At 52.6% G+C, this 26,175-nt stretch carries 24 protein-coding genes and 1 pseudogene; 19 read left to right on the top strand and 6 right to left on the bottom strand.

The annotated features are described in order from the left end of the window. Positions 1-42: 42 nt before the first annotated feature. Positions 43-750: a DUF3581 family protein gene (locus ACPXV9_RS06490; protein ID WP_423895626.1), complete on the bottom strand. Its 708-nt coding sequence runs from the start codon at positions 748-750 to the stop codon at positions 43-45. Positions 751-869: 119 nt separating this feature from the next. Between ACPXV9_RS06490 and ACPXV9_RS06485 the strand changes: the two genes are divergently transcribed. Next, the gene (locus tag ACPXV9_RS06485) at positions 870-1,271 is read left to right on the top strand and encodes an SMI1/KNR4 family protein (RefSeq protein ID WP_423895624.1); all 402 of its coding nucleotides are present in this window, start codon (positions 870-872) and stop codon (positions 1,269-1,271) included. A gap of 78 nt (positions 1,272-1,349) precedes the next feature. On the opposite strand, the gene rapA is transcribed toward ACPXV9_RS06485, so the two are convergent. Continuing rightward, complete coding sequence (rapA, locus tag ACPXV9_RS06480) at positions 1,350-4,136, bottom strand: RNA polymerase-associated protein RapA (RefSeq protein ID WP_423895623.1); 2,787 nt, start codon at positions 4,134-4,136, stop codon at positions 1,350-1,352. A gap of 17 nt (positions 4,137-4,153) precedes the next feature. Then, a complete protein-coding gene (locus ACPXV9_RS06475) occupies positions 4,154-4,996 on the bottom strand; it encodes a 6-carboxytetrahydropterin synthase (protein WP_423895621.1) in 843 nt (280 codons plus the stop codon). A 163-nt stretch (positions 4,997-5,159) separates the two neighbouring features. Between ACPXV9_RS06475 and ung the strand changes: the two genes are divergently transcribed. Continuing rightward, positions 5,160-5,840, top strand: a complete 681-nt coding sequence (gene ung, locus ACPXV9_RS06470) for a uracil-DNA glycosylase (protein WP_423895620.1) — start codon at positions 5,160-5,162, stop codon at positions 5,838-5,840. Positions 5,841-5,895: 55 nt separating this feature from the next. On the opposite strand, the pseudogene ACPXV9_RS06465 reads toward ung, so the two are convergent. Both ACPXV9_RS06465 and ACPXV9_RS06460 read right to left on the bottom strand, forming a co-directional pair. Then, a pseudogene (locus ACPXV9_RS06465) lies at positions 5,896-6,733 on the bottom strand (HDOD domain-containing protein). A gap of 52 nt (positions 6,734-6,785) precedes the next feature. Beyond that, a complete protein-coding gene (locus ACPXV9_RS06460) occupies positions 6,786-7,727 on the bottom strand; it encodes a YgfZ/GcvT domain-containing protein (protein WP_423895619.1) in 942 nt (313 codons plus the stop codon). Positions 7,728-7,877: 150 nt separating this feature from the next. Here ACPXV9_RS06460 and ACPXV9_RS06455 point away from each other — a divergent pair, with 150 nt between their 5' ends. Together ACPXV9_RS06455 and ACPXV9_RS06450 are read left to right on the top strand one after the other, a co-directional pair. Next, positions 7,878-8,126: a succinate dehydrogenase assembly factor 2 gene (locus tag ACPXV9_RS06455; protein ID WP_423895618.1), complete on the top strand. Its 249-nt coding sequence runs from the start codon at positions 7,878-7,880 to the stop codon at positions 8,124-8,126. Positions 8,127-8,137: 11 nt separating this feature from the next. Next, the gene (locus ACPXV9_RS06450) at positions 8,138-8,548 is read left to right on the top strand and encodes a hypothetical protein (RefSeq protein WP_423895617.1); all 411 of its coding nucleotides are present in this window, start codon (positions 8,138-8,140) and stop codon (positions 8,546-8,548) included. A 26-nt stretch (positions 8,549-8,574) separates the two neighbouring features. Here the strand turns inward: ACPXV9_RS06450 and nadB are convergent, their stop codons facing one another. Then, positions 8,575-10,194: an L-aspartate oxidase gene (gene nadB / locus ACPXV9_RS06445; protein WP_423895616.1), complete on the bottom strand. Its 1,620-nt coding sequence runs from the start codon at positions 10,192-10,194 to the stop codon at positions 8,575-8,577. 321 nt (positions 10,195-10,515) lie between these two features. On the opposite strand from nadB, the gene rpoE reads away from it, so the two are divergent. The 15 genes from rpoE (at position 10,516) to mazG (ending at position 25,950) form a co-directional block, all read left to right on the top strand. Continuing rightward, entirely contained in the window at positions 10,516-11,109 is a 594-nt protein-coding gene (gene rpoE, locus ACPXV9_RS06440; protein ID WP_423895615.1) for an RNA polymerase sigma factor RpoE, read from the top strand. A 160-nt stretch (positions 11,110-11,269) separates the two neighbouring features. After that, complete coding sequence (locus tag ACPXV9_RS06435) at positions 11,270-11,929, top strand: sigma-E factor negative regulatory protein (protein WP_423895613.1); 660 nt, start codon at positions 11,270-11,272, stop codon at positions 11,927-11,929. Positions 11,930-11,968: 39 nt separating this feature from the next. Further along, the gene (locus tag ACPXV9_RS06430; protein WP_423895611.1) at positions 11,969-12,970 is read left to right on the top strand and encodes a MucB/RseB C-terminal domain-containing protein; all 1,002 of its coding nucleotides are present in this window, start codon (positions 11,969-11,971) and stop codon (positions 12,968-12,970) included. A 63-nt stretch (positions 12,971-13,033) separates the two neighbouring features. Next, the gene (locus tag ACPXV9_RS06425) at positions 13,034-14,428 is read left to right on the top strand and encodes a Do family serine endopeptidase (RefSeq protein WP_423895609.1); all 1,395 of its coding nucleotides are present in this window, start codon (positions 13,034-13,036) and stop codon (positions 14,426-14,428) included. A gap of 192 nt (positions 14,429-14,620) precedes the next feature. Then, on the top strand, positions 14,621-16,420 hold the full coding sequence (lepA, locus tag ACPXV9_RS06420) for a translation elongation factor 4 (protein WP_423895607.1): 1,800 nt from the start codon (positions 14,621-14,623) through the stop codon (positions 16,418-16,420). Positions 16,421-16,440: 20 nt separating this feature from the next. Next, a complete protein-coding gene (lepB, locus tag ACPXV9_RS06415; RefSeq protein WP_423895604.1) occupies positions 16,441-17,283 on the top strand; it encodes a signal peptidase I in 843 nt (280 codons plus the stop codon). Between the two features lie 28 nt (positions 17,284-17,311). Continuing rightward, on the top strand, positions 17,312-17,713 hold the full coding sequence (locus ACPXV9_RS06410; RefSeq protein ID WP_423895603.1) for a DUF4845 domain-containing protein: 402 nt from the start codon (positions 17,312-17,314) through the stop codon (positions 17,711-17,713). Beyond that, positions 17,706-18,389 carry a ribonuclease III gene (rnc, locus tag ACPXV9_RS06405; RefSeq protein ID WP_423895601.1) on the top strand — a complete coding sequence of 228 codons (684 nt, stop codon included), beginning with the start codon at positions 17,706-17,708 and terminating at the stop codon, positions 18,387-18,389. Before ACPXV9_RS06410 ends, rnc begins: the two co-directional genes overlap by 8 nt. An 8-nt stretch (positions 18,390-18,397) precedes the next feature. Further along, positions 18,398-19,312 carry a GTPase Era gene (era, locus tag ACPXV9_RS06400; protein ID WP_423895599.1) on the top strand — a complete coding sequence of 305 codons (915 nt, stop codon included), beginning with the start codon at positions 18,398-18,400 and terminating at the stop codon, positions 19,310-19,312. A 17-nt stretch (positions 19,313-19,329) separates the two neighbouring features. Next, the gene (recO, locus tag ACPXV9_RS06395) at positions 19,330-20,046 is read left to right on the top strand and encodes a DNA repair protein RecO (protein WP_423895598.1); all 717 of its coding nucleotides are present in this window, start codon (positions 19,330-19,332) and stop codon (positions 20,044-20,046) included. Further along, the gene (gene acpS, locus ACPXV9_RS06390) at positions 20,043-20,417 is read left to right on the top strand and encodes a holo-ACP synthase (protein WP_423895596.1); all 375 of its coding nucleotides are present in this window, start codon (positions 20,043-20,045) and stop codon (positions 20,415-20,417) included. The genes recO and acpS overlap by 4 nt, the downstream gene beginning before the upstream one ends. Positions 20,418-20,537: 120 nt before the next feature. After that, positions 20,538-21,431: a cysteine synthase CysM gene (gene cysM, locus ACPXV9_RS06385; protein WP_423895594.1), complete on the top strand. Its 894-nt coding sequence runs from the start codon at positions 20,538-20,540 to the stop codon at positions 21,429-21,431. Positions 21,432-21,443: 12 nt separating this feature from the next. Next, a complete protein-coding gene (gene rlmD / locus ACPXV9_RS06380; RefSeq protein WP_423895592.1) occupies positions 21,444-22,817 on the top strand; it encodes a 23S rRNA (uracil(1939)-C(5))-methyltransferase RlmD in 1,374 nt (457 codons plus the stop codon). Between the two features lie 59 nt (positions 22,818-22,876). After that, positions 22,877-25,117: a GTP diphosphokinase gene (gene relA / locus ACPXV9_RS06375; RefSeq protein ID WP_423895590.1), complete on the top strand. Its 2,241-nt coding sequence runs from the start codon at positions 22,877-22,879 to the stop codon at positions 25,115-25,117. An 8-nt stretch (positions 25,118-25,125) separates the two neighbouring features. Next, positions 25,126-25,950 carry a nucleoside triphosphate pyrophosphohydrolase gene (gene mazG / locus ACPXV9_RS06370; protein ID WP_423895589.1) on the top strand — a complete coding sequence of 275 codons (825 nt, stop codon included), beginning with the start codon at positions 25,126-25,128 and terminating at the stop codon, positions 25,948-25,950. The last annotated feature ends 225 nt before the right edge of the window (positions 25,951-26,175 follow it).

The raw sequence follows: 26,175 nt of genomic DNA, 5'->3' as shown, positions 1-26,175 counted from the left end.
ATCAGGTGGCTTGCTCACCTGATGCTGCCTGATTATCAGAACTTATACAGCGAGACGCTCTTTGCGGTCGTTGTAGAAGTCGATCAGATTGTCGATGGCTTCCTGATCGTAGGGCTTGAGGCCGCTGAGAATCATGCGTTTTTCGCCTTTGCCCAGCAGTCGGTCGCCTTCTTTGAATTCAAAGTTGAGGCTGACGTTGCCGCGTTTGCCATTTACTTCCAGAGAGGATCCGGTGAACTCCAGAGTCGGGGTGGAGAAATTCAGGTCGGACATGTCCAGGCTCATGGACTCATAGATCACCAGCGGGCGGGCGGGGTTGACCATGACATTCTGTTCTTTCCAGAGTGCCACCAGCACATGGGGGAAGGTTTTCCCGGAAAAGGCTACGTACTGCTCAATCAGGCTGCTGATGGCATCGGCATCGCGCATGGTATCGCCGCTGATTGCCAGCTTGAGATAGGTTTTGCCTGCGTCATCAACCACGTCCAAGTGTTGGTCGTCGGCTCTTTGGAAGCCAATATCGATACCATCACCCACCATGTCAGCAAAGGTTACGTGCAGTTTTTCCGAAATGCCCAGCTCACTGAGAGCTACGGCAAACAGCAGATCACCAGGAACACAAAAGCGCTTGGCATCGACATCGTGGATGGGGTTGAAGTCGTCGGCTACGCCTTTGGCAAAGTTGCTGGCCTGTTCTCGGGTAAAACTGACACCGTTACCGGCCCGGTTAAAATACGCTTCCAGATTCATAAATTACTGCCTGTGTTAGCTTGTTGCTAATTTTAAAATGTGACTGATGCGTCATATTCTACCATCTTTTCTGTTGTTATAATCCGCGTTCTGCATAAAGTTGGTCGGGAGTTGCTTCGATGGAAGATGTTTTGGATGAATTGCGTGAACGGGCTGAAGACGTACCCGTGCCGCTGGAGGAACCTGATCACGATCAGATTGTCGAGGCGCAGGAGCAAATTCTGATGCCCCTGCCCAAGGAATTTATTCAGTTTTTGCTGGAAACCGGCGATATTGTCTGTGGCTCCATTGAGCCGGTGACGGTTGCCGATCCCCATTCCCATACCTATATGCCAGAGGTCACCTCAAACGCTTGGCAGCAGGGGATGCCCCGGGAGATGGTGGCAGTGTGTGAATCCGCCGCGGGCTACTATTGCATTGCTCAGGATGGCGAGATCAAACTGTGGCGTGCCGGCGGTTTTGATGACCAAACCTGGGAAAATATCTGGTACTGGGCTCGCGACGTCTGGCTTATAAGCTGAGCCATGGCCAAGCGGCCCGATGCTGGATCGGCCGGCCCGGATTGAGCCGGCTATCGTGCACAGCCTCAAACACCGATATCAGGTAGCGACGACCACTCGAATCGCATCCAGTCTCAGTTGACTGTTTTCCAGAGCCTGAAGTCCCGCGAATTTCAGGTTTTCGTGGTGTTCGATTTCTTCCTGGCGAATATTGGGGTTTACCGCAGCCAGTGCTTTGAGGCGGGTCAGTTCGGAGTCAAAGTGATCCCGCAGCTTCTGTTCGGCACTGCGCATGGTTTCCTGCAAGTGATCTTTGGAGCGTGCTTCCAGATGGTCGCAAATTCGTTCGATGTCACTGCGCGCGTGTTGCACCAGTTGCTTGGCTGTAGCCAGTTTGATTTGTTGGCCAAGTGTGTTCAGGTGCTCAACGGTAATAACGTGCCCCAGATCTTTGAAGTTGTTATCCACCAGCAGGCGCAGGCTGTTGTCGGCGACAAAACGCTGAATTTGCAGTGATTTGGGTGCGGCACAGCTGAACTGGAAAATGCCTTCCACCAACAGACTGCCCGGTTTCAGTGGCGGCAATTTGATGGTGCACAAGCTGGTGTTGCCGCGCTCGTTGCTCATCACCATGTCCATGACGCCGCTGACCATTGGGTGTTCCCAGGTCAGATAGTGCATGTCTTCACGGCTGAGTGCCTGTTGTCGCAGAAACGTCGCCGTCAGTCCCTCATCCGGCAAACCGGGGAAGTGGGCAGTCTGCATGTGGTCGGAAGGACGTACCACAATGGCGGTATCGCTGTGCTTTTCGCAGTCGACGCCATAGCTGTCAAAGGCATCGTCGAGATAGGCCTTGAGGGCCTCCTCTTCATCGATACTGGACAGGGCCTTGATCAACACCTCGGCCTCCTGAGGCTTGCAGGAGTTGAGCTCCAGCAGGCGGTCACGTCCCTGTTGCAGTTGTTGCAGGGTCTCTTCGGTGCGAGCCCGGGTACGCTCTGTCAGTTCCGGCATTTGCGCCGATTCGTGGGCGTTGAGTGTGTCGTGCAGCTCGTCGGCGAACTCCTGATAAACCTGTTGGCCAATGGGGCAAACGGTTTCAAAACAATTGAGCCCCTGGTGCAGCCAGTTCAATTCCTGCTCTTCAATGGTGTCCACCAGATAGGGGACGTGAATGTCTACGTCCTGAGTCTGGCCAATGCGGTCGAGACGACCAATACGTTGTTCGATCAAATCCGGGTTCAGCGGCAGGTCGAACATCACCAGATTGTGGGCAAACTGGAAGTTGCGGCCTTCACTGCCGATCTCGGAACACACCAGTACCTGAGCGCCATCTTCCATATCGGCGAAGTAGGCAGCAGCGCGATCACGCTCCAGCAGGCTGAGCCCTTCATGAAAGGCGCTGGAGCGCAGGCCGGCACGCAGATTCAGATGCATCTCCAGATCCAGAGCGGTTTCGGCACTGGAACAGATCACCAGAATCTTGTCGCGGCGATGTTGCTTGAGCCAGTCAACCAGCCATTTTACCCGCGGATTATTGCTGTCGATGACGGTCTGTTCAGGACCTTCCTCGGCGTGCAGGCCATAGCTGTGGAGGCGACGGTGGGGAAACCCCTTGACGGCATTGCGCGTATTTCTAAACAGTACCCGGCCGGTGCCGTGACGGTCCAACAGTTGGTCGATCAGTTGATCGCGCAGCTGCTCAAGATCACCTTTGTGATTATCCAGCTGTTCCCGGGCACTGTCTCCCAATCGCTCAAACAATTGTTCCCGGGTTTGCGGATCGTTATCCAGTGATTCCGGGTGTTGCAACAGGTGCTGTACCAGTTCATTGACGGGCTGGTAGTTCTGTTGTTCAGCCAGAAAGGTTTCCAGATCGTAATAGCGATCCGGGTCGAGCAGACGCAGCCGGGCGAAGTGACCGTCGACACCCAGCTGTTCCGGGGTTGCAGTCAGCAACAGCAGGCCGGCGGTTTGAGCGGCCAGTTGTTCAATGCTGGTGTAAGAGTCCGACTGTTGTTGTGGGTGCCATTCAAGGTGATGGGCTTCGTCCACCACCAGCAGATCCCAGTCGCAGGCCAGTGCCTGTTGCAGACGCTGATCGTCGGTCAGCAGGGAAATGCCACAGAGGATCAGCTGGGCCGATTCGAACGGATTGTCCTGACCGGATTCCAGCAGGGCTTCGCAGCGTTTCTGGTCGAGCAGGGTAAAGTGCAGATTAAAGCGGCGCAGCATTTCCACCAGCCATTGATGGCACAGGGTGTCGGGTACCGCAATCAGTACCCGCTGGCTCAGGCCACTGGTCAATTGCTGGTGGATGATCAGACCGGCTTCGATGGTTTTACCGAGTCCCACCTCGTCGGCCAGCAAAACCCGCGGAGCAAAGCGGCGCCCCACTTCCGAGGCGATATAGAGTTGGTGCTCCAGCAATTGAACTCTTGGACCCATCAGGCCTCGTGCCGGGTTGTGGGCCAGTTTCTGTTGCTGCTGCAGGGTTTTGTAGCGCAGTTGAAAGTGTTTGATCTTGTCGATCTGGCCGGAGAACAGGCGATCCTGTGGCTTGCTGAATTGCACAAAACAATCGAGCTCCACTTCTCCCCAGGTGTGTTGTTCGCCAGCAGCATCGGTTCCTGTGTAGCTGATGTAGCCATCGATTTCTTCGAAGTGGCTGATGGTCAGAGTCTGGTTGTCATTGTCACGAATGTTTTCGCCAACGCGAAACTGTACCCGGGTCAGGGGGGCGTTGTTGGTGGCGTAGACCCGCTGCTCGCCGGCGGCGGGAAAGGACAGGGTGACATGGCGATGCTCGATCGCGCTGACGATACCCAGACCCAGCTCGGCTTCGGTGTTGCTGATCCAGCGTTGACCAATGGTAAATTCTGACACAATAAATTTCCTGTTTCTTAAATGCTGACGATCGCGCCTTTGCCCATGCCTTCGTAGGCTTTTACCGTAAAGCTGGCTTGTGCATCAGTGGCTTTTAACTGCTGCGCCAAATGGTCGGCAATCCACTCGACGGTGCTGTCGGTATCGATCAGGTAGCAACAGTGAATGGGTATTTGCAGAGCAAATCGTCCCTGATTGGTTTGGTAGGCAAAGTGGATATGGTGGTCGTCCTGATCTGTGATGTCTTCACGGGTGCCTATGTAGATGTCGGCAAAACGTTTGGCCCACAGGGCTTCCAGTTCGCTGTCGGTTTTGCCATTGCGGCTTATGCCAATCTTCGAGCGGTGCCCGTGGGCAATGCGCTGGCAGTTACCGGCGTGCTTTTTCAGGCCGTGGCTGTAGTGGTAAAAGCTGCCAGTAATGTTCTCTGTATTGAAATCCAACAGCAGGTCATCGAGAGTTTCTGGCAACAGCGGCAACAGTTGCTGTATGGACCACTGGCTGACGCTGGCCGGGGTGATCTCCTCGGCATCAATCAGGGCGATGGCTGATTGTGGACTGCGACACTTTAGGGTGTGCTGCAGTTGGTCGCCGAAGCGCCATTCGATGTCCAGTTCACTGCCTTGCTGGCTCAGGGTCAGGTTGGGGGAGTGTCTGGGAACGAGCAGGCGATGGTCTACTTCTTCATCAAGCCAGTTACGCAGAGTCTTTTTGACGATACCAAAATCGCACACCATTCCCTGTTCGTCGAGTACGCCTATCAGTTCGGTACTGGCCAGCCAGGTTTCTCCGAGCAGGCCTCGTTCTGGGTGCAGGTAACTGAAGTCGACGTTGGTCAGGTTGTCCACAAAAAGGCGCATGGGATTCTTGCCGCTGTTAAAAATTGGGGGCGTATTCTATATCAGCTTAGGGGCTGTTCGCACCACGTCAATTAAGCTGTGAGGCTGTCAGCGAATTGTTGACGTGGTCGGCTTGAATCATTAGCGTTTGCCATTCGCAAGATAACCGGATTACAGGACTTTCATGACTCAATCATCCGTAACTCTCGAGGCATCCTGGTTGCAGCGACTGGCCTCCGAGTTTGAACAGCCTTACATGCAGCAATTGAAACAGTTTCTGGTGGAGGAAAAGCGAGCGGGCAAGGTGGTGTTTCCTCCGGGTGACCAGATTTTCAATGCCTTGGATTCGACCCCGTTCGACCGGGTCAAGGTAGTGATTCTGGGGCAAGACCCCTATCACGGCCCCGGTCAGGCTCACGGTTTGAGTTTTTCGGTGCCGCCGGGTGTTAAACCACCACCGTCACTGCAGAATATTTTCAAGGAAATTAATGCCGATCTGGGGTTGCCCATCCCCCAACATGGCTGTTTGCAATCCTGGGCTGAGCAGGGCGTGTTGTTGCTCAATGCCACCTTGACAGTCAATCAGGGAGACGCAGGTTCTCATCAGAAGAAGGGCTGGGAGCAATTTACCGATCAGGTTATTGGCTGTCTGAGCGAGCAGCGTGAGGGATTGGTGTTTATGTTGTGGGGCAGTTACGCCCAGAAGAAGGGTAAAGTGATTGATCGCAGCAAACACTGTGTGCTTGAGTCACCTCACCCGTCGCCATTATCCGCCCATCGTGGCTTTCTGGGTAATCGGCATTTCTCTCAAGCTAATGATTATCTGGTACAGAAAGGAAAAGAGCCCGTGAATTGGGCTCTTTGAATCAGGGGTAGGGCAGCGGCGAGAGCGGCGACGAGAATGGCATTGAGAGTAGCGGTCAGGACAGCATTGCCATCGCTGCTTCCATATCGGCGCTCAGATCTTCCCCTTCCTCGGCGCGCATATCCGTGTCCAGACCCAGGCGACCAAAGGCCGTCACGGTACTGTAGTCGACCTCGGCCAGCGCATTGTCAGTGGCCATATAGCTTTGCAGTACGGCGACGGTGACCAGATCAGCGTAATCCGCCTCGGCCGGAGAGCGCTGAAAGTCCAGATGCTGGCTGGGTATGTGTCGCAACTCAGCGGGAAAATCCCAGGCTTCCAAAATCTTGTCGCCAATCTGGGCGTGCAGTGACTCGATGACATTGTCGAGGGTAATGCTGTCTTGTAGCAGTGCCGGGTGTTCTTCGGCGTAGGTCAAAATCGGCAAGACACCAATGCGATGTACCAGCCCGGCCAGAGTGGCCTGATCCGGACGCAGTTTGGTGCGGTGGCGGCACAGTACGTGACAGATGCCGGCAATTTCCGTTGAGCGCGACCAGATTTCACGCATGCGTTTATCGACCATGTCGGAGGTAGCCTGGAACATTTGCTCCATGGCAAGTCCTGTGGCCAGGTTGCAGGTGTAATCCATGCCCAGACGCATCAGCGCCATTTTCAAATCTTCAATTTCCTTGGATGCTCTGAGGAGCGGGCTGTTGGCGACTTTGATGATGCGTGCGGTCAGTGCCGCATCGTTGCCAATTACCCCCCACCAGTTGGTCAATGGAGGCGTCCGGGTCTTCGGCAACTTCACGTACTCGCAGGGCCACTTCCGGCAGGGTTGGCAATACCAGCTGGTCTTTTTCGATGGCTGTCAGCAATTCCTGGCGAACCTTGTCTACTACCTGATTCATGGGGTGTCCTGTTGTTATTTTGATCCATTTTATGGCGGATTTCGGGAGAGATTTACTGCTCTGTAGTTATAGCATAGGGCAGCGGTTTGGTGGACAGTTTTACTTGAGTTTCCCGATCAAGATAAATATTTCCAGACTGAGCGTTAGCGAGTGTGACGACCGCCAACATTTCCGTGTGTTCTGGGGTTGTCTGGCTGTTCACAACGTGGCCAATACTTTGCTTTCCCGTGTCGCCGAAGAGCTCTGAGCCGGGCTCTGCGGTAACCTGACCTTGACATTGCAGGTGCTGCAGACGGCGTTTGGTCTGTCCTTTGTAGTGCATCCGCGCAACGATCTCCTGACCGGTGTAGCAGCCCTTCTTAAAGCTGATGCCATTGATCGGTGGCAGATCCAGATTGAGCATTTGTGGCAAAAATTCTTCGCTGGTGCTGCTGTCGACCCAGCCAATCCCTGCGGCAATATCTTGTAGTTGCCAGCTGGATTTGGCTGCCTCAGTGCAGGCAGCAGTCAGCTCGGCGGTTTTGGCATGCGCCTGTGGCAGCCAGCACTCGACCTGCTGCAGAGAGTGGGTAATCACAGCTGCCTGATCTGTCAGTAGGCAGGCGTCGACCTCAGGTGTTGGTAATGCTCTGGCTTCCAGCCACGGGGCGATACCCTCACCGGTGAGACCAAATAGGCGATAGCTGTCAGTCAAATCCTGGGTTTCGGCTTTTGAAAAGACGATGTATTTATCCAGCGACGCTTTGAAGGTCGCCAGTAAATCGCGGCTGAGTTTGAACGTGAAAGCGTCCTCGCCAGTTTGCAGCAAAGCGAAGTTGGCGATCATGCGGCCTTTGTGATTGCAGTGGGCGCCGTACAGCAGCTGATCTGCACTGGCCTGCTGGATATCGCAGGTGATTTGCCCCTGCAAAAATTTGGCGGCGTCGGGGCCCTGGACTCTGAGCAGTCCAAAATGTTCGAGTTGGCAGATGCCAAAAGGCTGATTATCAGTCATATAGAAAGCGGCCTTGATTTAGCTGTTCAATTTGCTTTGGTCAGCCGGCGATTGTAAACCATTAATGCGTCTGTGCTAGTGGGTTGTGACTGACTCTTGGTTTATAATCGCGCCTCTTTTATAACTTTGTCTTGTTTTGTGGGTGTTTATATGGACAGGAATCGTATGTTTTGGGCCAGTCGGCGTGGCATGCTGGAGCTGGATCTGGTGTTGCTGCCGTTTCTGGAAAACGTCTATGAAAGCCTGGAGCAGGAAGATAAAGAGCGCTACTGGGCGCTGCTGGACAGCGAAGATCAGGACCTGTTTGCCTGGTTTCTCAAACGCACCGACCCTGAAGATCCGGAATTGCTGAAAATCGTCAAGATTATTCGCGACAATACCGGCATGCAAATCGACTGAGGCTGCAGGCCATGTTGGAGCTGCGTCCCTCTCGTATTGTCGTAGCTCTCTATATGCTGGCCTGGCTGATGGTCTGGCTGGGAATAGTAAACTCTTCTTTGAATCGCAGTAGCAGCCTTTGGGTTGGTGGGTTCGCAACGGTCTTGATGCTCGCTGGCGTGATCTGGCACTGGCTTGGGCATCGGGGGCGATTATGCTGGAGTGCCGATCAGCCGGTGTGGCTGACTGCCGATGGTTCAGCGCAGGCTGTTAGCCTGAATGCGGCTACGGGCTGGTCTGACTGGATTCTTCGCATAGAAATATTGCCGAGTTCGGCAGGTCGCTTCAGCCGCTACTGGCGGCGCAGACACATTATGTTGCTGGCCGATAATGCCGATCCCGAGAGCCGTAGACAGCTGCGGGTCCATATGCTTTCCCAATAATTGTGGCTCAGGCTGATCAGCTTTCTTTAGTTGCGAACAAAAATGGTTTGAGCCGCAAAATTGGTCGGCACCAGAATGGTGTCTCTGGCAATGGGGTTCTGATTCGGATGATCGAGAGAGTAGTGCAAACCGCGGCTTTCTTTTCGTTGCATGGCCGAGCGGATAATCAACTCGGCAATCATCGCCAGGTTGCGTAGCTCTACCAGATCGTTACCAATGCGGTAATTGCTGTAATACTCCTGAATTTCTTTCTGCAGCAGTTTGATGCGGTGGGTGGCTCGCTCAAGACGTTTACGGGTGCGAACAATACCCACGTAATCCCACATAAAGCGGCGCAACTCGTCCCAGTTGTGAGAAATTACCACGTCTTCATCGGAGTCTGTCACTCGCGAGGCATCCCAGCTGGGAACCTGATTGACGGGTTTGATGGTGGGCAATGTCTGTTTGATGTGCAGCGCGGCGGATTTGGCGTAGACAATGCACTCAAGCAGCGAATTACTGGCCATGCGATTGGCGCCGTGCAGACCGGTAAAGGATGTTTCGCCTATGGCATACAGTTGGTCGAGATCGGTCTGGCCGTGTTTGTCTACTACCACACCGCCGCAGGTGTAGTGGGCGGCGGGAACTACCGGCATGGCATCTTTGGTTATGTCGATGCCCAGCTCCAGACAGCGCTTCTTGATGGTTGGAAAGTGGTCGTTAATAAAATCAGCCGGCTTATGGCTGATGTCCAGATACAGGCAGTCAGCACCCAATCGCTTCATCTCATGGTCAATGGCGCGGGCGACAATATCCCTGGGGGCTAGCTCGGCACGCTCATCAAAACGGTCCATAAAGCGCTGGCCGTTGGGGAGCTTCAGCTTGGCCCCTTCACCCCGGAGCGCCTCGGTCACCAGAAATGAGCCGGCTTTGGGGTGGTAGAGACAGGTGGGGTGGAACTGGTTGAATTCCATATTGGCTACCCGGCAGCCGGCACGCCATGCCATGGCGATGCCGTCACCGCTGGCACTGTCCGGATTACTGGTGTAGAGGTATACCTTGCTGGCACCGCCAGTCGCCAGGATCACCGCGCGGGCCTGAAAAACATCGACCTGCTGGGTGTGGCGATCATAGACATAGGCACCACTACAGCGAAATTTACCACTGTTGGTATCGGGTTCCGACAGCAGGTCAACCGCAATATGGTGATCGAAGATGCTGATGTTTTCTGACTTTTTGACCTGCTCTACCAGCGTGCTCTGCACGGCTTTACCGGTGGCGTCGGCGCTGTGGATAATCCGGCGGTGGCTGTGTCCACCCTCTTTGGTGAGGTGATAGTCGTCACCTTCTGAGTCGCGCGTAAAGTCCACGCCCTGATCAATCAGCCACTGAATGGCAGCTTTGCTGCGCTCTACGGTGTATCTGACACTGTCTTCATGACACAGCCCGGCACCGGCACTGATGGTGTCCTGTACGTGAGCTTCCACCGAGTCATCATTGTCCAGTACGGCAGCAATCCCGCCTTGGGCAAACCAGGTAGAACCTTCGTTGATTTCACCTTTACTGAGAACCGCTACCCGATACTGGTCGGCCAGAGACAGGGCCAGGGTCAAGCCGGCCGCGCCGCTGCCAATAACCAGAACGTCGTGCAGGTGATATTCGCTCATTATTTTCTCGGCCATCCGGACTGTGAGTTGCTGATATAGGAAAGGTGTGGATTATGCTTTATCAAACAAGCCGGGCCAATAGCCGGGAGTATCATGGGTTGTGTTTGTTGTGTTCTTTTTGGTTGAAATTTGCCCTTTTGTTGTTGTTTTTCAAGGAAATTTCGGCACAGGCTGAACTCTTGGTGATAATCTCTGTCTGTCTGTTCGCAGGGTGTTACATGGAAGGTGTGTGCGCTTGCGAAAGGCATCTACAGACGACATGGGTCTGCTATGATAGAGGCCATAGAAAAAATTATACGAACAAGGCAGTTGGAGAAGGGCATGTCAGCGCAGTCTGCGCCGGAAACTGATCAGCAGTTGGTTGAGCGAGTTCAAAAAGGGGATAAGCGAGCCTTTGATCTGCTGGTTTTAAAATACCAGCATAAGGTGTTATCGATCGTTGGGCGGTTTGTTCGCGATTCTCATGAAGCTCAGGATGTTGCTCAAGAGTCTTTTATCAAGGCTTATCGGGCGTTAAAGAACTTTCGCGGTGACAGTGCTTTTTATACCTGGCTCTATCGTATTGCCGTAAATACCTCGAAAAACCATCTTGTTTCCCGGGGGCGTCGCCCGCCCACCACGGATGTGGATGCTGAAGAAGCCGAATTCTATTCCGGCAGTGACTCACTCAAAGATGTGGATACCCCGGAGAATAATCTGTTTTGCGATGAGCTGCATGGTGTGGTTCACAAGGCCATTGCCAATCTCCCTGAGGATTTGCGCACGGCAGTGACCCTCAGAGAGATGGAGGGGCTCAGCTACGAAGATATTGCCGACATCATGGGCTGCCCTGTGGGTACAGTCAGATCCCGGATTTTCAGAGCCCGGGAAGCGATTGATAAAAGCATTCAACCGCTAATAGGCGAGGCGGTGTAAAAAAATTCATATTGGGCTGAACCTTTTGCAAATGCCTGTGTCACAGGTTCTGCAAGCCAGCTTGAAACCCCAAAAGAGGGCCCGCGATTAAACGCGACAAGCGGTTCAGGCAATAAAATAAATTGAACAAACAGCAGTATAGATTGGGTGGAAGATCGATATGACCGAACGTAAAGGGCAGGAGCAACTCAACGAATCCATTTCCGCGCTGGTTGATGGCCAGGCTTCCGAAATGGAGTTGCGTCGCATTATGAAAGCGGCTGAAACCGATCAGGAGGTGCGCGCCACCTGGGCTCGCTATCAGGCTGTCAGCCAAACCCTTCAAGGTGATACTCCTCCAACTCTCAATATAGATCTCTCCAATTCCATTCGTGATGCCATTGATGCTGAACCGGATCATAAGCAAGGTTGGCTTCACAATCTGTCCAAGATGGCCATTGCGGCGTCTGTAGCCGGCGCAGTTGTGTTTACGGCTCAGTTTACCAATCAACAGCTTGAAGAAACTCCCGAAGTGGCTTCAAGCACTCAGACTTCTGCGGTATCTCCGGCTACCTTGTCTCTGCCTGCCGGGTTTCAGGCGCCCTCAGTGGCGGCCCGTACTGTGAGCAGTGAAGCCCAGATTAACCCCGCTCCGGTTGAAAGGCAGCAGGTTCCAGCTGGTGCTCAGGTGATCCTCAAATCCAAGCCGGGTATGCCCAATGAGGAAGTGCAGGATCACATTCAGGAAGTGATGTCGCTGCACGCTGAAGAGTCAGCCCTTAACAGCAATCGGGGTATGTTGCCCTATGCCCGGGTACCCGCTCCGGACCAGGAACAGTAAATTTTAATATCGGGTTTGTTTTTCAAGAGCTGTACAGCTGTGAAGAAAAAAACAAGGATTAGCTCAAAGGGATTGGGCACAAGCCTGATAGGCTCCATTCTTTTATCTTTCTTGGCGCTCATTCCAACCACGGTATGGGCTCAGGAAGTCTCCGATTCTATTGTGACCGCAGAGGACCTTCTGGCTGATATGTCCAGAGCCCTGCGGGCTCGCAATTATTCTGGCGTATTTACCTACGAGCACGGCGGTACCCTGGATGCTTTCAGGGTCACTCACAGTGTTGATGACAGACAGCAGGAGTACGGTCAGCTGGACTATCTCAACGGGCCTGAACGATCGGTTGTTCGACGCGGTCTTGGGGATGAGTGCCTGACATTGGCTGCCCGATTGGTCGGTGCTGAAGATCAGGCATTTGGATTGTCCCGTCATTATCAGTTTTATCTTAAAGGTGTACAGCGCGTCGCGGGCCGCAAAGCCCAGGTGGTCAATCTGGTTCCCCGTGATGAGTACCGTCATGGCTACACCCTGTTTATCGATGATGAAACCAGTTTGCCGCTGTTGGTAATGACCGTAAATAACCGGCGCAGGGTCCTCGAGCGCATGCAATTCTCTGATCTGACCATTGAGGATCAGAATCAGCCAAATCAGGTTTCGGCAATCAAGACCCTGACCGTTGCTCCAGACTCAGGGCAATCTGTGGTGAGTAAGTGTGATGAGCCTGAAAGTCGCCCTTTGCACTGGCAGTTGAACTGGCTGCCGGACGGTTTTGTTATGACGTCCCACAAAAATCATGAAACAAAAGGTGAGTCCCTGACGTTCAGTGATGGTCTGGCAACGTTTACGGTTTTTGTTCAGCCACAATCTCCGCAACTTACGTATCAGGGGACAGCACAGCGGGGCGCGTCACTGGTGATGATGCTGAGAGTTGTTTTGGCGGAGGCGCCGTATCTGGTCACCGTGGTTGGTGAAATTCCCGCGGTAACTGCTGAACGGGTTACCGCCAATGTGGGTCCAAGGCAGATAAAACTTGGTTCACCCTGATGTTTTTTACCGTATCAGTTTTCTGATTGTCGTTATAAAAAGTAGTTTGGAGTAGATAAAGACATGATCAAACAGTTGCTTGTTGCTATAACTCTGTTGTTTGCACTGACCGCTCAAGCGGTGGCTTACAGCGGTTTGCCTGAATTTACCCGATTGATTGAAGAGGTCTCTCCCGCGGTGGTTAAAATTAACACCGTGGAAAAAACCAAACAGAGAAATAGTATGCGTTTGCCCCAGGGGCAACAGCAGATTCCAGATATCTTCAGGCATTTATTCGAGCCGCGCCGGATGCCGGAACGCAACGTTCACTCCATGGGATCAGGTTTTATTGTTTCCAGCGATGGTTATATTCTGACCAATAATCATGTGATTGAAGGTGCCGATGAAATTCAGGTGCGGCTGACTGATCGACGTGAATTCAAGGCTGAAGTGGTGGGTACCGATCCCCGTTCAGACCTGGCGCTGCTGAAAGTCGATGGCAAAAACCTGCCCAAGCTGACTTTTGCCGATGATAAAAAACTGAAAGTGGGCGAATGGGTATTGGCCATCGGCTCCCCTTTCGGGCTCGATTTCTCGGCCAGTGCCGGTATTGTCAGCGCCATTGGTCGGAGCATCCCCAGTGAGCGCAATGAAAATTACGTACCCTTTATCCAGACGGACGTAGCCATTAATCCCGGTAATTCCGGTGGGCCGCTGTTTAATCTAGATGGTGAAGTGGTGGGTATTAACTCCCAGATTTATACCCGCTCTGGCGGTTCCATCGGCCTGTCTTTTGCTATCCCATCCAGTCTGGCTCAGAACGTAATCGTTCAACTCAAGGACAAGGGTCGGGTTGATCGTGGCTGGCTGGGTGTTGTGATTCAGGAAGTTGACAAGGATTTGGCCAAATCCTTCGGTCTGAATAAGCCCATGGGGGCTTTGGTGACTCAGATTGTTGAGGGTAGTCCGGCAGCCGACTCCAAGCTCAAAGTAGGCGATGTCATCGTTCGCTTTGGCAAGGCCGATATTCAGGTTTCCGGCGATCTGCCACATGCGGTCGGCACGGTGGCGCCTGGCACCGAGGTCATAATGGAGGTTGTGCGTCAGGGGATAAAGAAAAAGATCTCGGTTGAAGTTGGTCGCCTGAGTGGTGAGGACGATGGTGTTGCGGCTACGGAAGAAGACCCCAAGGACAGCGGTGGTCGCCTGGGGCTGGTGGTTGAGCCTCTGGACAAACAGATGCAGAAAAATTGGCAGCTTTCAGGTGGTGTCGTAGTACGTCAGGTGCTTGAGGGCAGTGCCGGTGCCAGAGCGGGGATTCTTCCCGGTGATGTGATTGCGCAGCTGGGCTTTAACGGGGTCGACAGTGTCGAAACCTATCGCAAGGTTGAGCAGGCTCTGCCCGCCAACAGCCTGTTGCCTATCCGTTTCTTCCGGCGCGGTCGTCCGGCCTTCCGGACCATTACCATCGAAGAGTAATCAGTCCCCGGTTCCGGAATCCTCCTGTGGGTTCCGGAATGGCTTATAGGGGCTGAATACGGTAGACTTGCGGCCTTTTAATGGCCTGCTTTTCCCTGTTTCAGGTTGAGGGGCTTTCCCACCCGCATCAGTTGCATCTTCCGGGCGGAGAAAGCAGCGGGTGCTTGTTGATGTTTTATAGAAGACCCTACAGTGACCGACTTAAGCCATATCCGTAATTTTTCCATTATTGCCCATATTGACCACGGCAAATCCACCATCGCTGATCGCTTTATCCAGATTTGCGGAGGCCTGTCTGATCGTGAGATGGAAGCTCAGGTTCTGGATTCCATGGATATTGAAAGAGAGCGTGGTATTACCATTAAGGCTCAAAGCGTTACTCTCGATTACACGGCTCAGGATGGCAAAACCTATCAGTTGAACTTTATTGATACTCCGGGGCATGTGGACTTTTCCTATGAGGTATCCCGCTCTCTGACGGCCTGTGAGGGGGCTCTACTGGTTGTGGACGCCGCACAGGGCGTTGAAGCGCAGTCGGTGGCCAACTGTTATACAGCCATTGAGCAGGGGCTTGAGGTCATACCGGTTCTCAACAAAATTGACCTGCCTCAGGCTGAGCCAGAGAGGGTATCTGAGGAAATTGAAGAGATCATTGGTATTGATGCCACCGAGGCAGTGACCTGCAGTGCCAAGTCTGGTGTGGGTGTTGCCGATGTGCTGGAAGAGTTGGTGCGAATGGTGCCGCCGCCGGAAGGCGATGTGGATGCACCGCTGCAAGCGCTGATTATTGATTCCTGGTTCGATAACTATTTGGGCGTGGTATCGCTGGTACGCGTCAAGCAGGGAACTCTTAAAACCAAAGACAAAATCATTACCAAGTCCATTGGCAAGGCGCATGTGGTGGACAGCGTGGGTGTGTTTACTCCCAAGCGCAAGGTGACCGGTGAACTGAAAGCCGGTGAAGTGGGCTTTGTGGTCGCTGGCATTAAAGACATTCACGGTGCCCCCGTAGGTGACACCCTGACCCACGTGAAAACCGAAGATGTGGAAGCGGTTCCCGGTTTTCAGAAGGTAAAACCCCAGGTCTATGCCGGTCTGTTTCCGGTCAGCTCCGATGATTATGAAGACTTTCGCGATGCCCTGGCCAAGCTTACGCTCAACGATGCCTCGCTGTTTTATGAGCCAGAGAGCTCCGATGCGCTGGGTTTTGGTTTCCGCTGTGGTTTCCTCGGTATGCTGCACATGGAAATCATTCAGGAGCGTCTCGAACGCGAATACAATCTGGATCTGATTACCACCGCGCCGACAGTTGTCTATGAAGTAGTAAAAAATGATGGCGAAGTGGTGTACGTCGATAACCCGTCGAAGTTGCCGGATATCAGCGTTATCGAGGAAATGCGCGAGCCAATCTGTGAGGCCAACATTCTGGTGCCTCAGGAACATCTCGGTGCGGTGATTACCCTCTGTGTTGAAAAGCGTGGTGTGCAGAAAGATCTGCAGTATATGGGTGGTCAGGTATCAGTCACCTATGAGTTGCCTATGAACGAAGTGGTCATGGACTTCTTTGATCGGGTTAAGTCGGTGAGCCGCGGTTTCGCGTCTCTGGATTATTCGTTTGATCGCTTTCAGGCTGCCAAACTGGTGCGTCTGGATGTTTTGATCAATGGTGAAAAAGTGGATGCGCTGGCATTGATTGTTCACCGCGATAACGCTCAGTACAAAGGTCGGGCGCTGGCCGATAAGATGAAGGAGTTAATCCCTCGTCAGATGTTTGATGTGGCCATTCAGGCGGCTATTGGCGGTCAGATTGTGGCCCGTACTACGGTAAAGGCATTGCGTAAAAATGTAACTGCGAAGTGTTATGGTGGTGACGTTACCCGTAAGAAAAAGCTGCTGGAAAAGCAAAAAGCGGGTAAGAAGCGCATGAAGCAGGTCGGTAAAGTAGAAATTCCTCAGGAAGCGTTCCTGGCGGTTTTGAAAGTTGATAGTTAAGGTTTGGGGCTGCCAATTTAATGGATATTAATTTTCCTCTGGTGCTGGTGATTCTGGTTTTTGTTAGCGGTGCTATCTGGTTGCTGGATCATTTCACCCTTGCCAAGGGCCGCCGCAAGGCCATCGCCGCGGTTGAATCCCAGTTTGCAGAGGCTGATTTTGACGACGATACAATAAAACTGGCTTACGATCAGGCACGTCAGGCAGCCTCACAAGAGAGTTGGCCGGTTGAATATTCCAAGTCGTTTTTCCCGGTGTTGTTTGTCGTCCTGATACTGCGTTCGTTTCTGGTCGAACCGTTTCAGATTCCCTCCGGTTCCATGATTCCGACATTGAAGATTGGCGACTTTATTCTGGTCAACAAATACACCTACGGCATTCGCCTGCCTGTGGTTCGGACCAAAGTGTGGGACATCAATCAGCCAGAGCGTGGCGATGTCATGGTGTTCTTCCCGCCGCACAAGTCCATTTATTACATCAAGCGGGTTGTGGGTCTGCCCGGCGATGAAATTCACTACATTAATAATGTGCTATATGTGAATGGGGAGAAAATGCCCCAGACGCTGTTGGCCTCGCTGCCACCGGCGGCGCCACAATACCAGATCATGAGTGAGAATCTGGGTGGTGTGGAGCACGCTATGCGCAAAAACGTGATTCCCGGACGTTTAAGTCGGGAAGGCTCATGGATCGTGCCGGAAGGTCACTACTTCATGATGGGGGATAATCGCGATAACAGTTCCGACAGCCGCGAGTGGGGGCCAGTGCCGGAAGAGAATATTGTCGGCAAGGCTTTCGCTATCTGGATGCATTGGGACTCTCTGCTGAGCCTGCCAAGCTTCAAGCGCGTTGGCGAAATACAATAACAATTAATTCAAATAAAGGACTGCTGTTATGAGTATGGCCAAGTCACAGAAAGGGTTTGCTTCGACCGGGACATTGTATCTGGTGTTATCCATTGGTTTCTTTGTTTTTTTGGCGTTCAAAGTCATCCCTCCCTATGTCGATAATATGTACATTCAGGAAGCGCTCAAGGAACTGGCGACAGAGGATACCAAGACTATGTCCTCAACTGATATCAAAGAGCGACTGAAGAAATTTTTCAAGATTAACAACATTCGCGGTGATGTTACCAAACAGGTAAAAGTGAAGCGCTCCGGTGGTGCCATTCAGGTGACTATCGACTATGAAAAGCGTGTGCCGATGATTGGCAATACCGTGCTGTTGATTCCCTTTAATAACCATTGGAACAGTGCCAACCCGGACGTTTGTTGTAAGCCCGTAGACAGTGAATAAGATTACCCTGCAAAGATTGTTAAGTCGTATCGGCTATGAATTTTCCGATACATCCCTCCTGACTCTGGCTCTGACTCATCGCAGCTGTGGCGCCAGAAATAATGAGCGACTCGAGTTTCTCGGTGATTCCATCCTTAATTTTGTGATTGGTGAAGCTCTGTTTGAAAAATTTCCCCAGGCCAAAGAAGGTCAGCTTAGCCGTCTGCGTTCACAATTGGTAAAAGGTGAAACCTTGGCAGAAGTTGCGCGGGAGTTTGAACTGGGTCAGTGCCTGATTCTTGGCGAGGGAGAAATGAAAAGCGGCGGCCACCGACGTGATTCCATTCTCGCCGATGCGGTGGAAGCCATTATTGGCGCCATTCATCGCGACAGTGGCTTTGATGCGGCCCGTGAGCGGGTGCTGAATTGGTTTGCCAGTCGATTGCAAAATATCCAGCTGGAGCTTAAGAAGGATCCGAAAACCGAGCTGCAGGAATTGCTGCAGGGCCGTAAAAAATCGCTGCCACAGTACAAGGTTATTGACGTACATGGCGAGGCGCACTCTCAGGAGTTTACCGTGGAGTGCCGCATAGAGCTGTTGCCTGAACCAGTCAGTGCGCGCGCCAGTAATCGTCGAACAGCCGAAAAAATGGCCGCGGCAGTTGCGCTGGAACAACTGCAGACAATATCGAAGTGAGTCGAGTGGTGACTGAAGAAATTCAAGATACTGACAACCCTAGCCGCTGTGGTTATGTGGCCATCGTTGGGCGTCCCAATGTCGGTAAATCGACATTGCTCAACCATATTCTGAAACAGAAAATCAGCATCACCTCGCGTAAGCCACAAACCACGCGTCACGCCATGCTTGGTATTAAAACCGAGGGGGGCGTACAGGCCATTTATGTGGATACGCCGGGTTTGCATCTGCAGCACAGCAAGGCTCTGAACCGCTATATGAATCGTGCGGCAACTACCGCTATTCGCGATGTGGATGTGGTGGTGTTTATTGTGGATCGACTGGCCTGGACGGATGAAGACGATATGGTCGTTAAGCGTCTGCAAAACGTCGATTGCCCGATCATTCTTGCGGTCAACAAAGTGGATCTGGTCGAGGAGAAAGAAGCCCTTCTGCCCCATCTGCAGGCTTTGAGTGAGCAACTCAATGTTACAGAAATTATTCCCATTTCAGCGCTGCGGGAAAATAACCTTGATCGTCTTGAAGAGTTGGTGGCGAAATATTTACCTGCTGCAGAGCACTTTTATCCCGAGGATCAAATTACCGATCGCAGCTCACGGTTTCTGGCCGCAGAAATTGTGCGGGAAAAAATTACCCGGCAGTTGGGCGATGAGTTGCCCTACCAGATGACGGTGGAAATTGAAGAGTTTTCCTATGAGGGGAATATCATTCATATCGGCGCTTTGATTCATGTGGAGCGCGACAGCCAGAAGCGCATTCTGATTGGTGATAAGGGCTCTCGCATCAAACAGATAGGTCAACAGGCGCGCCTGGATATGGAAACCCTGTTTGATAACAAAGTGATGCTGAAGCTCTGGGTCAAGGTCAAGTCCGGCTGGTCAGACGATGAGAGAGCCTTGCGCAGTCTTGGTTATGATGAGTAATTCCGGGCAATAAAGCCGTGCGCGCTGATCTGGAAAAAGCCTATATTTTGCACACGCGCGCCTATGGTGACACCAGTGTGATCGCCAGCTGTTTTACCGAACGCTACGGTCGCATCCCTCTGATTGCCAAGGGGGTGCGCAACAAGAAAAGCAAGCAGCGCCAGTATCTGCAACCATTTACCCCGTTGATCATTTCGTGGCAAGGCAAGAGCGCCTTGAAAACCCTGACCCACATGGAAACACAGGGAGTGCCTCGTCAGCTGATGGACAAGCGGCTTTTCAGTGGCTTTTATCTTAATGAGCTGCTGATGCGGCTGTTACCGGAACACGACGATCACTCCGAGCTATTTTACGCTTACGCTGATGCCATAGAGGGGCTTTACGGTGATGCCGATTTGGAAGTTGTGTTGCGCCGCTTTGAATTTCTGTTGCTGAACGAACTGGGCTATGGCTTGAATTTTGTCAGTGATGCGCAGGGGTTGCCGATCAAAGCGGAGTATCACTATGGTTACCATCAGGAACAGGGGTTTGTGGTGTCATTTGGTGACGACAACCGTGGGCGTTTCAGCGGCGCAGTATTGCAGTCCATCGCCCGAGAGGAATATGACGATCCCGCCGTGCGCTTGGGTGCCAAACATTTAACCCGTCAGGTGTTAAAATCATTGCTGGGCAATCGGCCGTTGCAAAGCCGCAATTTGTTTAAGAGTATGACCCCGCGGAGGATTGAGAGTTGATCAAGGGACTGGGCAATGACATTCTGGAAATCGCCCGTTTGGACAGCACGCTTGAGCGCCTGGGCGATAAATTTGTTGAGCGAATTCTGACACCTGAGGAGCGTTGCGGCTATCAGCAATCGAAACAGCCGGGGCGCTTTCTAGCCAAGCGTTTTTGCGTTAAAGAGGCCTGCGCCAAGGCTCTGGGAACCGGCATTGGCCGGGGCGTGTCATGGCAGCATATGACGGTAACCCATGATGATTTTGGTAAACCCTTGTTGCTGTTGTCAGCAGGTGCCATCGAGCGAATGTCAGAGTTGGGTGCGCAGGCGGTTCATGTGAGCCTCTCAGATGAGCAACACTACGTGCTGGCAACCGTGATTATTGAATAACGGTAGAACTTAATATTCTTTTAATGTGGTGAAACCGGGCGCTAAACTGTGGCGTTTAAATGGCAGACTTGGGCTAAAGCTTGAGCTTAAACAGACAGTTTTAAGGAAATTACGGTCGATATGCAGTACCCAACCATTGAGTCCTTTGTTGGCAACACACCCTTGGTTCGCTTGCAGCGCCTACCCGGCAATACCTCCAATACCATTTTGGTCAAGCTGGAAGGCAATAATCCGGCCGGATCGGTCAAGGATCGTCCGGCCCTGTCCATGATCAATCGGGCGGAAGCCCGCGGTGATATCAAACCCGGTGATACCCTGATCGAAGCTACCAGTGGCAACACCGGTATTGCATTAGCCATGGCTGCGGCTATCAAGGGCTACCGTATGATTCTGATCATGCCCGATAATATGACCGCAGAGCGCAAAGCCGCGATGGCGGCCTATGGCGCCGAACTGATTCTGGTGTCGCAGGAACAGAGCATGGAAGGTGCGCGCGATCTGGCCAAGCAGATGGAAGCGGACGGCCAAGGTCGGGTGCTGGATCAGTTTGCCAATCATGACAATCCCCAGGCCCATTATGACAGCACTGGACCGGAGTTATGGCAGCAGACCGGGGGCGAAATTACCCACTTTGTCAGTTCCATGGGGACCACCGGTACTATCATGGGGACGTCACGCTACCTGAAAGAGCAGAATCCGGACATCCAGATTGTTGGTCTGCAGCCTGAAGAAGGTGCCAGCATTCCCGGTATTCGGCGCTGGTCGCCAGAATATCTGCCAAGCATCTTTGATGATGCCCGGGTCGATCGCATCATTAATATGGACCAGCAAACGGCGGAACAAACCATGCGGGCTCTGGCACAGCAGGAAGGCATTTTCTGTGGCGTTTCCAGTGGCGGGTCGGTGGCCGGGGCGTTGCGCCTGAGTCAGGAGCTGGAGAATGCTGTGATTGTTGCCGTGATTTGTGATCGCGGTGACCGCTATTTGTCATCCGGTCTGTTTAATGTTCAATAATGGGGCATAACCGTGGCGAGAATTTTCAAACCCTCGCGTTCGGGGCAGGGTAAATCTGCCCAGAAATCTGGTGAAAAAGCGCCACGGCAATTGACCATAGAGTCCTTGTCTCCCGAAGGGCGAGGCATTGCCCGTCATCAGGGTAAAACCGTTTTTGTCAGTGGCGCATTGCCGGGCGAGACGGTGGAAATCTCCCATTATCAACGGCACAAACGTTACAGCGAGTGTCAGGTAAAGCAGGTACTGACCCCTTCGGCTCACCGGGTAACAGCGCCGTGCCCGCATTACCAATCCTGTGGTGGTTGTCAGTTGCAACATCTGGCTGTGTCACAACAGCTGCATGAGAAACAGCAATCTTTGCTGGAGGCACTCAAGCATCAATTACCCGGTAAGGCTGATTTTGATGTGCTGCCGCCGATTACATCTACCGAATCCTATCGCAGTCGAGCCCGGGTTGGTGTTTCCAGAGAGGGACGAATGGGGTTTCGCTCCCGACAGTCGGATCAGTTAATTGCTGTGTATCATTGCCAGGTGTTGGCACCACAATTGCAGTTGGTGTGGGCGCCTCTACAACTATGGTTGAATGGCTTCTCCGGTGCGTCCGGTGTTACACATATAGAGCTGATTGCGAGCGCTTTTGCGGGGCTTGAAGCGGAAGGCAGCGTGATCGTAATCCGCCATACCCGGCCGATACCCGAGTTTCAACGGCAGCTATTGTGGCAACGGCTCAGTGAACTGGAGGCACCGGTATGCTGTTGGCTACAGGGTGCCAAAAATGGTGCTCTGACTCCGTTGGTGGTCGATCAGCCGGTTTTGCAGAGTCAATACTTACTGATGAACCAATCTGTTACTGTCAGGTTCGAACCGTCCGATTTTACCCAGGTCAATCGTCAGGTGAATGAACAGATGGTGATTCAGGCTGTCGACTGGTTGCAGCTGCAACAAGACGATGTCGTACTGGATTTGTTCTGTGGCATAGGTAACTTTACGCTACCCATGGCGCAGCAGGCGGGTAAGGTTGTCGGAATTGAAGGTGTTGAAACCATGGTTGAGCGTGGCCGTGCCAATGCTGAACTAAACCGGTTGGATAACGTCTATTTTAAGGCGCTTAATCTCGATCAGCCGGATTTGGGCAGTGCCTTGAAGCGAGAGGGCGCCAATAAATTTTTACTGGATCCCCCCCGTGCCGGTGCTAAATTTATCTGTCAGCAGTGGGGACAGACGGACTTTGAATCCGGAGTGTATGTATCCTGTAATCCTGCCAGTCTGGTTCGGGATGCGGCTATATTGTCGCAACAGGGATTTGAATTAAGTGCGATCAGGGTGTTGGATATGTTCCCGCACACAGCGCATGTGGAGACCATGGCTCTGTTTACGCGAGTTTGATTTCACGATCAGTGAGCGATCAATGGGTCTGCAGTCTACAACAATAAAACGGCCAAATTATGGTTAAAGTTAGGGAAGATCATCCCGTCACTGCTGACGGCCAGGTGGATATTGATGCCTGGATTGAAAATCTGGTGGCCTACCACCAGCGCAGCAAGATCGATACGGCAGCATTAAAGAAAGCCTGTGAAGCCAGCTTTCAGGCTGCTGAAGACGCAAAAGCTGCCGAAAATGTCTGGGCCAATGGCGCCAGCAGTTTTATTACGGGTCTGGAAATGGCTCAGACCCTCTCCGATTTGCAGCTCGACTGTGAGACTTTGCAGGCTGCGGTTCTCTATCGCGCCGTGCGTGAGCACCGAATTCCCCTGGTGGATGTGGAAGCCCAATTTGGTCAAACCGTGGCCAAATTGATCAAGGGGGTTATTCGCATGGCGGCGATTACTACCCAGCGCAACGATTCCGAAGATGGTGTGTTTGGTCAGCAGTCCCAGGAACAATCTGAAAATGTTCGAAAGATGCTGGTGGCGATGGTGGACGACGTCCGCGTGGCCCTGATCAAGCTGGCAGAGCGAACCTGCGCCATCAGAGCGGTGAAAGACGCCCCGGAGGAAAAGCGCCGCCGGGTTGCCAGAGAAGTATCAGAGATTTACGCACCGCTGGCTCATCGCCTGGGTATTGGTCACATTAAATGGGAGCTTGAGGATCTTTCTTTCCGCTATCTCGAACCCGATGATTATATGGCGATTGCCAAATTGCTTGATGAGAAGCGGGTGGCGCGGCAGACCTATATCGAAGATGTGATTGAAACCCTGCAACAGGAAATGACCGAAGCGGAAATCGATGCCGAGATATTTGGTCGCGCCAAGCATATTTACAGTATTTGGAAGAAGATGCGGCGCAAGGGAATTGGCTTCTCTCAGGTCTATGATATTCGCGCCGTGCGGATTCTGGTGCCAACCGTCAGGGATTGTTACGGCGTACTGGGTATTGTCCACAGTCTGTGGCGCAATATCCCTAACGAGTTTGATGATTACATTGCCTCACCCAAGGAGAATGGCTATCGCTCGCTGCACACCGCGGTTATCGGGCCTGATCGCAAGGTGTTGGAAGTTCAGATTCGCACCCGGTCCATGCACGAGGAGGCAGAGTACGGGGTTTGCGCCCACTGGCTTTATAAGGGAACCGATACCGAGGCCGATCAGGACGGCTACGAACAGAAAATTGAATGGTTGCGTCAGGTGCTCGAGTGGCACGAAGAGCTGGGTGGGCATCCGCTGGAAGAGGATCTGGCCAGCAGCATCGAGCAGAATCGCATCTACGTATTTACACCGGATGGCCACGTGGTGGATCTGCCGCTGGGTTCCACACCACTGGACTTCGCTTATAGGGTTCACACCGAGGTGGGACACAGTTGTCGCGGGGCCAAAGTCAACGGCCGCATCGTGCCGTTGAACTACACCTTACGCACCGCCGATCAGGTGGAAGTTTTAACCGGTAAGCGGGAATCACCCAGTCGCGACTGGTTATCTCCGGCATTGGGTTATCTCAAAACCGGTCGTGCCAGAGCCAAGGTGCATCACTGGTTTAAATTGCAGGCGCGAGATCAGAATATTGCCGATGGCCGCGCCATTTTGGATAAAGAATTTCGCCGTTTGGCCGTGGATGATCTGGATTATGAGACCCTGGCGCGCAAGCTTAATCTGACCACCCTTGATGATCTCTATGCCGCCGTCGGTGCCAGCGATATTGGTGTTGGTCAGGTGCTCAACACCGCACAGAAGATGCTCGAAGTTAACAAGGATGTGGCGCCGGCGATTTCTCTGGTGGGACGTGCGGATCACGCCAATCAGGGCTCTGATCTCTATATTGACGGTGTTGGTAACCTCCTCACTCACATCGCCAGCTGTTGTCATCCGGTCCCCGGCGATGCCATTACCGGATACATTACGCTGGGACGTGGCGTCTCCATTCACCGTCAGGATTGCAGCAATATCCTGCAGCTACAGGCCGATGAGCCGGAGCGCATTATTCAGGTGAGTTGGGGTGAGGCTCCGCAAAGCTTCTATTCTGTGGATGTGATCATCGAAGCCTATGACCGCCATGGCCTGTTGCGCGACATCACCACCTTATTGGATTCAGCCAGTATCAACATCAGCGCTATGCAGACCATTTCTGACAAGCGAAAAAATACGGTGGATATGCAGGTGACTCTGGAAATTCGCAGCTTTAACGAGTTGAGCCGGATTTTATCGAAACTCAATCAATTGCCGAACGTTGCCTCGGCCCGACGCAAGCACTGAGGTCGCAGATGACGCAGCGATATGACCTGGATGACCTTCTCTACCTGATGGCGCGGTTGCGGGATCCGGACGGTGGCTGCCCCTGGGATCTGGTGCAAACCTATAAAACCATTGCTGCGTCAACCATTGAAGAAGCTTATGAAGTGGTTGACGCCATTGAGACGGAAGATTTCAAACAGCTCCGTGAAGAACTGGGTGATTTTCTGTTTCAGGTGATTTTTTACAGTCAGTTGGCAAGGGAAGAAGGGCGCTTTGATTTTCACGATATCATTCACAGCGTTACCGACAAATTAATTCGCCGCCACCCGCATGTATTTCCCAATGGTGAATTACAGGCGCGCTTTGAGGGGGAACGCACGGAGTCCGACGAGCTTGCCATCAAGGCGCAGTGGGAGGTTCTGAAGCAGCAGGAGCGGGAAGATAAGGGCTTTTCCGGTGTATTGGCCGATGTGCCGATTGCCATGCCGGCTCTCCCGAGGGCGGCCAAGTTACAGAAGCGTGCTGCACGAGTCGGGTTTGACTGGCCGGATATTGAGCCGGTATTTGCCAAAATTTCCGAAGAGCTCGATGAGGTTAAAGAGGCCTTGCAGCAGGGGGATCAAGCCGCTGTAAATGAAGAACTGGGTGACTTGTTGTTTTCGGTGGTCAATCTCGCCCGTCATCTCAAATCCGATCCTGAGACCAGCCTGCGTCAAGCCAACGCCAAATTTGAACGGCGCTTTGAGTATATTGAGGCGTGCTTACGACGTGACAATCTGGCTTTTGAACAGGTGTCGCTGGAGCGGCTTGATCAACTCTGGGATCAGACGAAACAGGCAGTTAACCTATCTTAACGGCCATCATTTCTGGTTATTGTCGAAATAATCTTCATTTATTGTTGTTTTTGGGTGAGTGAGCTTTTTATTAAAGATCATATAAATCAATGGGTTAGCGTTTTTTAGTGCTAAGGTCTAAGCCCCTTTGGTTGAGATTTTTAGGCTTGGCGTGTATGGTAGCCCCCATTTTTACCGCCACAGAGTCCCCGAATAGCTCTCAGGTAACACAGATTTTTTTACTTT

Source organism: Candidatus Pelagadaptatus aseana, assembly GCF_040362265.1.
GTDB lineage: Bacteria > Pseudomonadota > Gammaproteobacteria > Pseudomonadales > Cellvibrionaceae > Pelagadaptatus > Pelagadaptatus aseana.
Note: the sequence above shows the minus strand (reverse complement) of the source record. Positions and strands in the feature narration are given on the sequence as shown.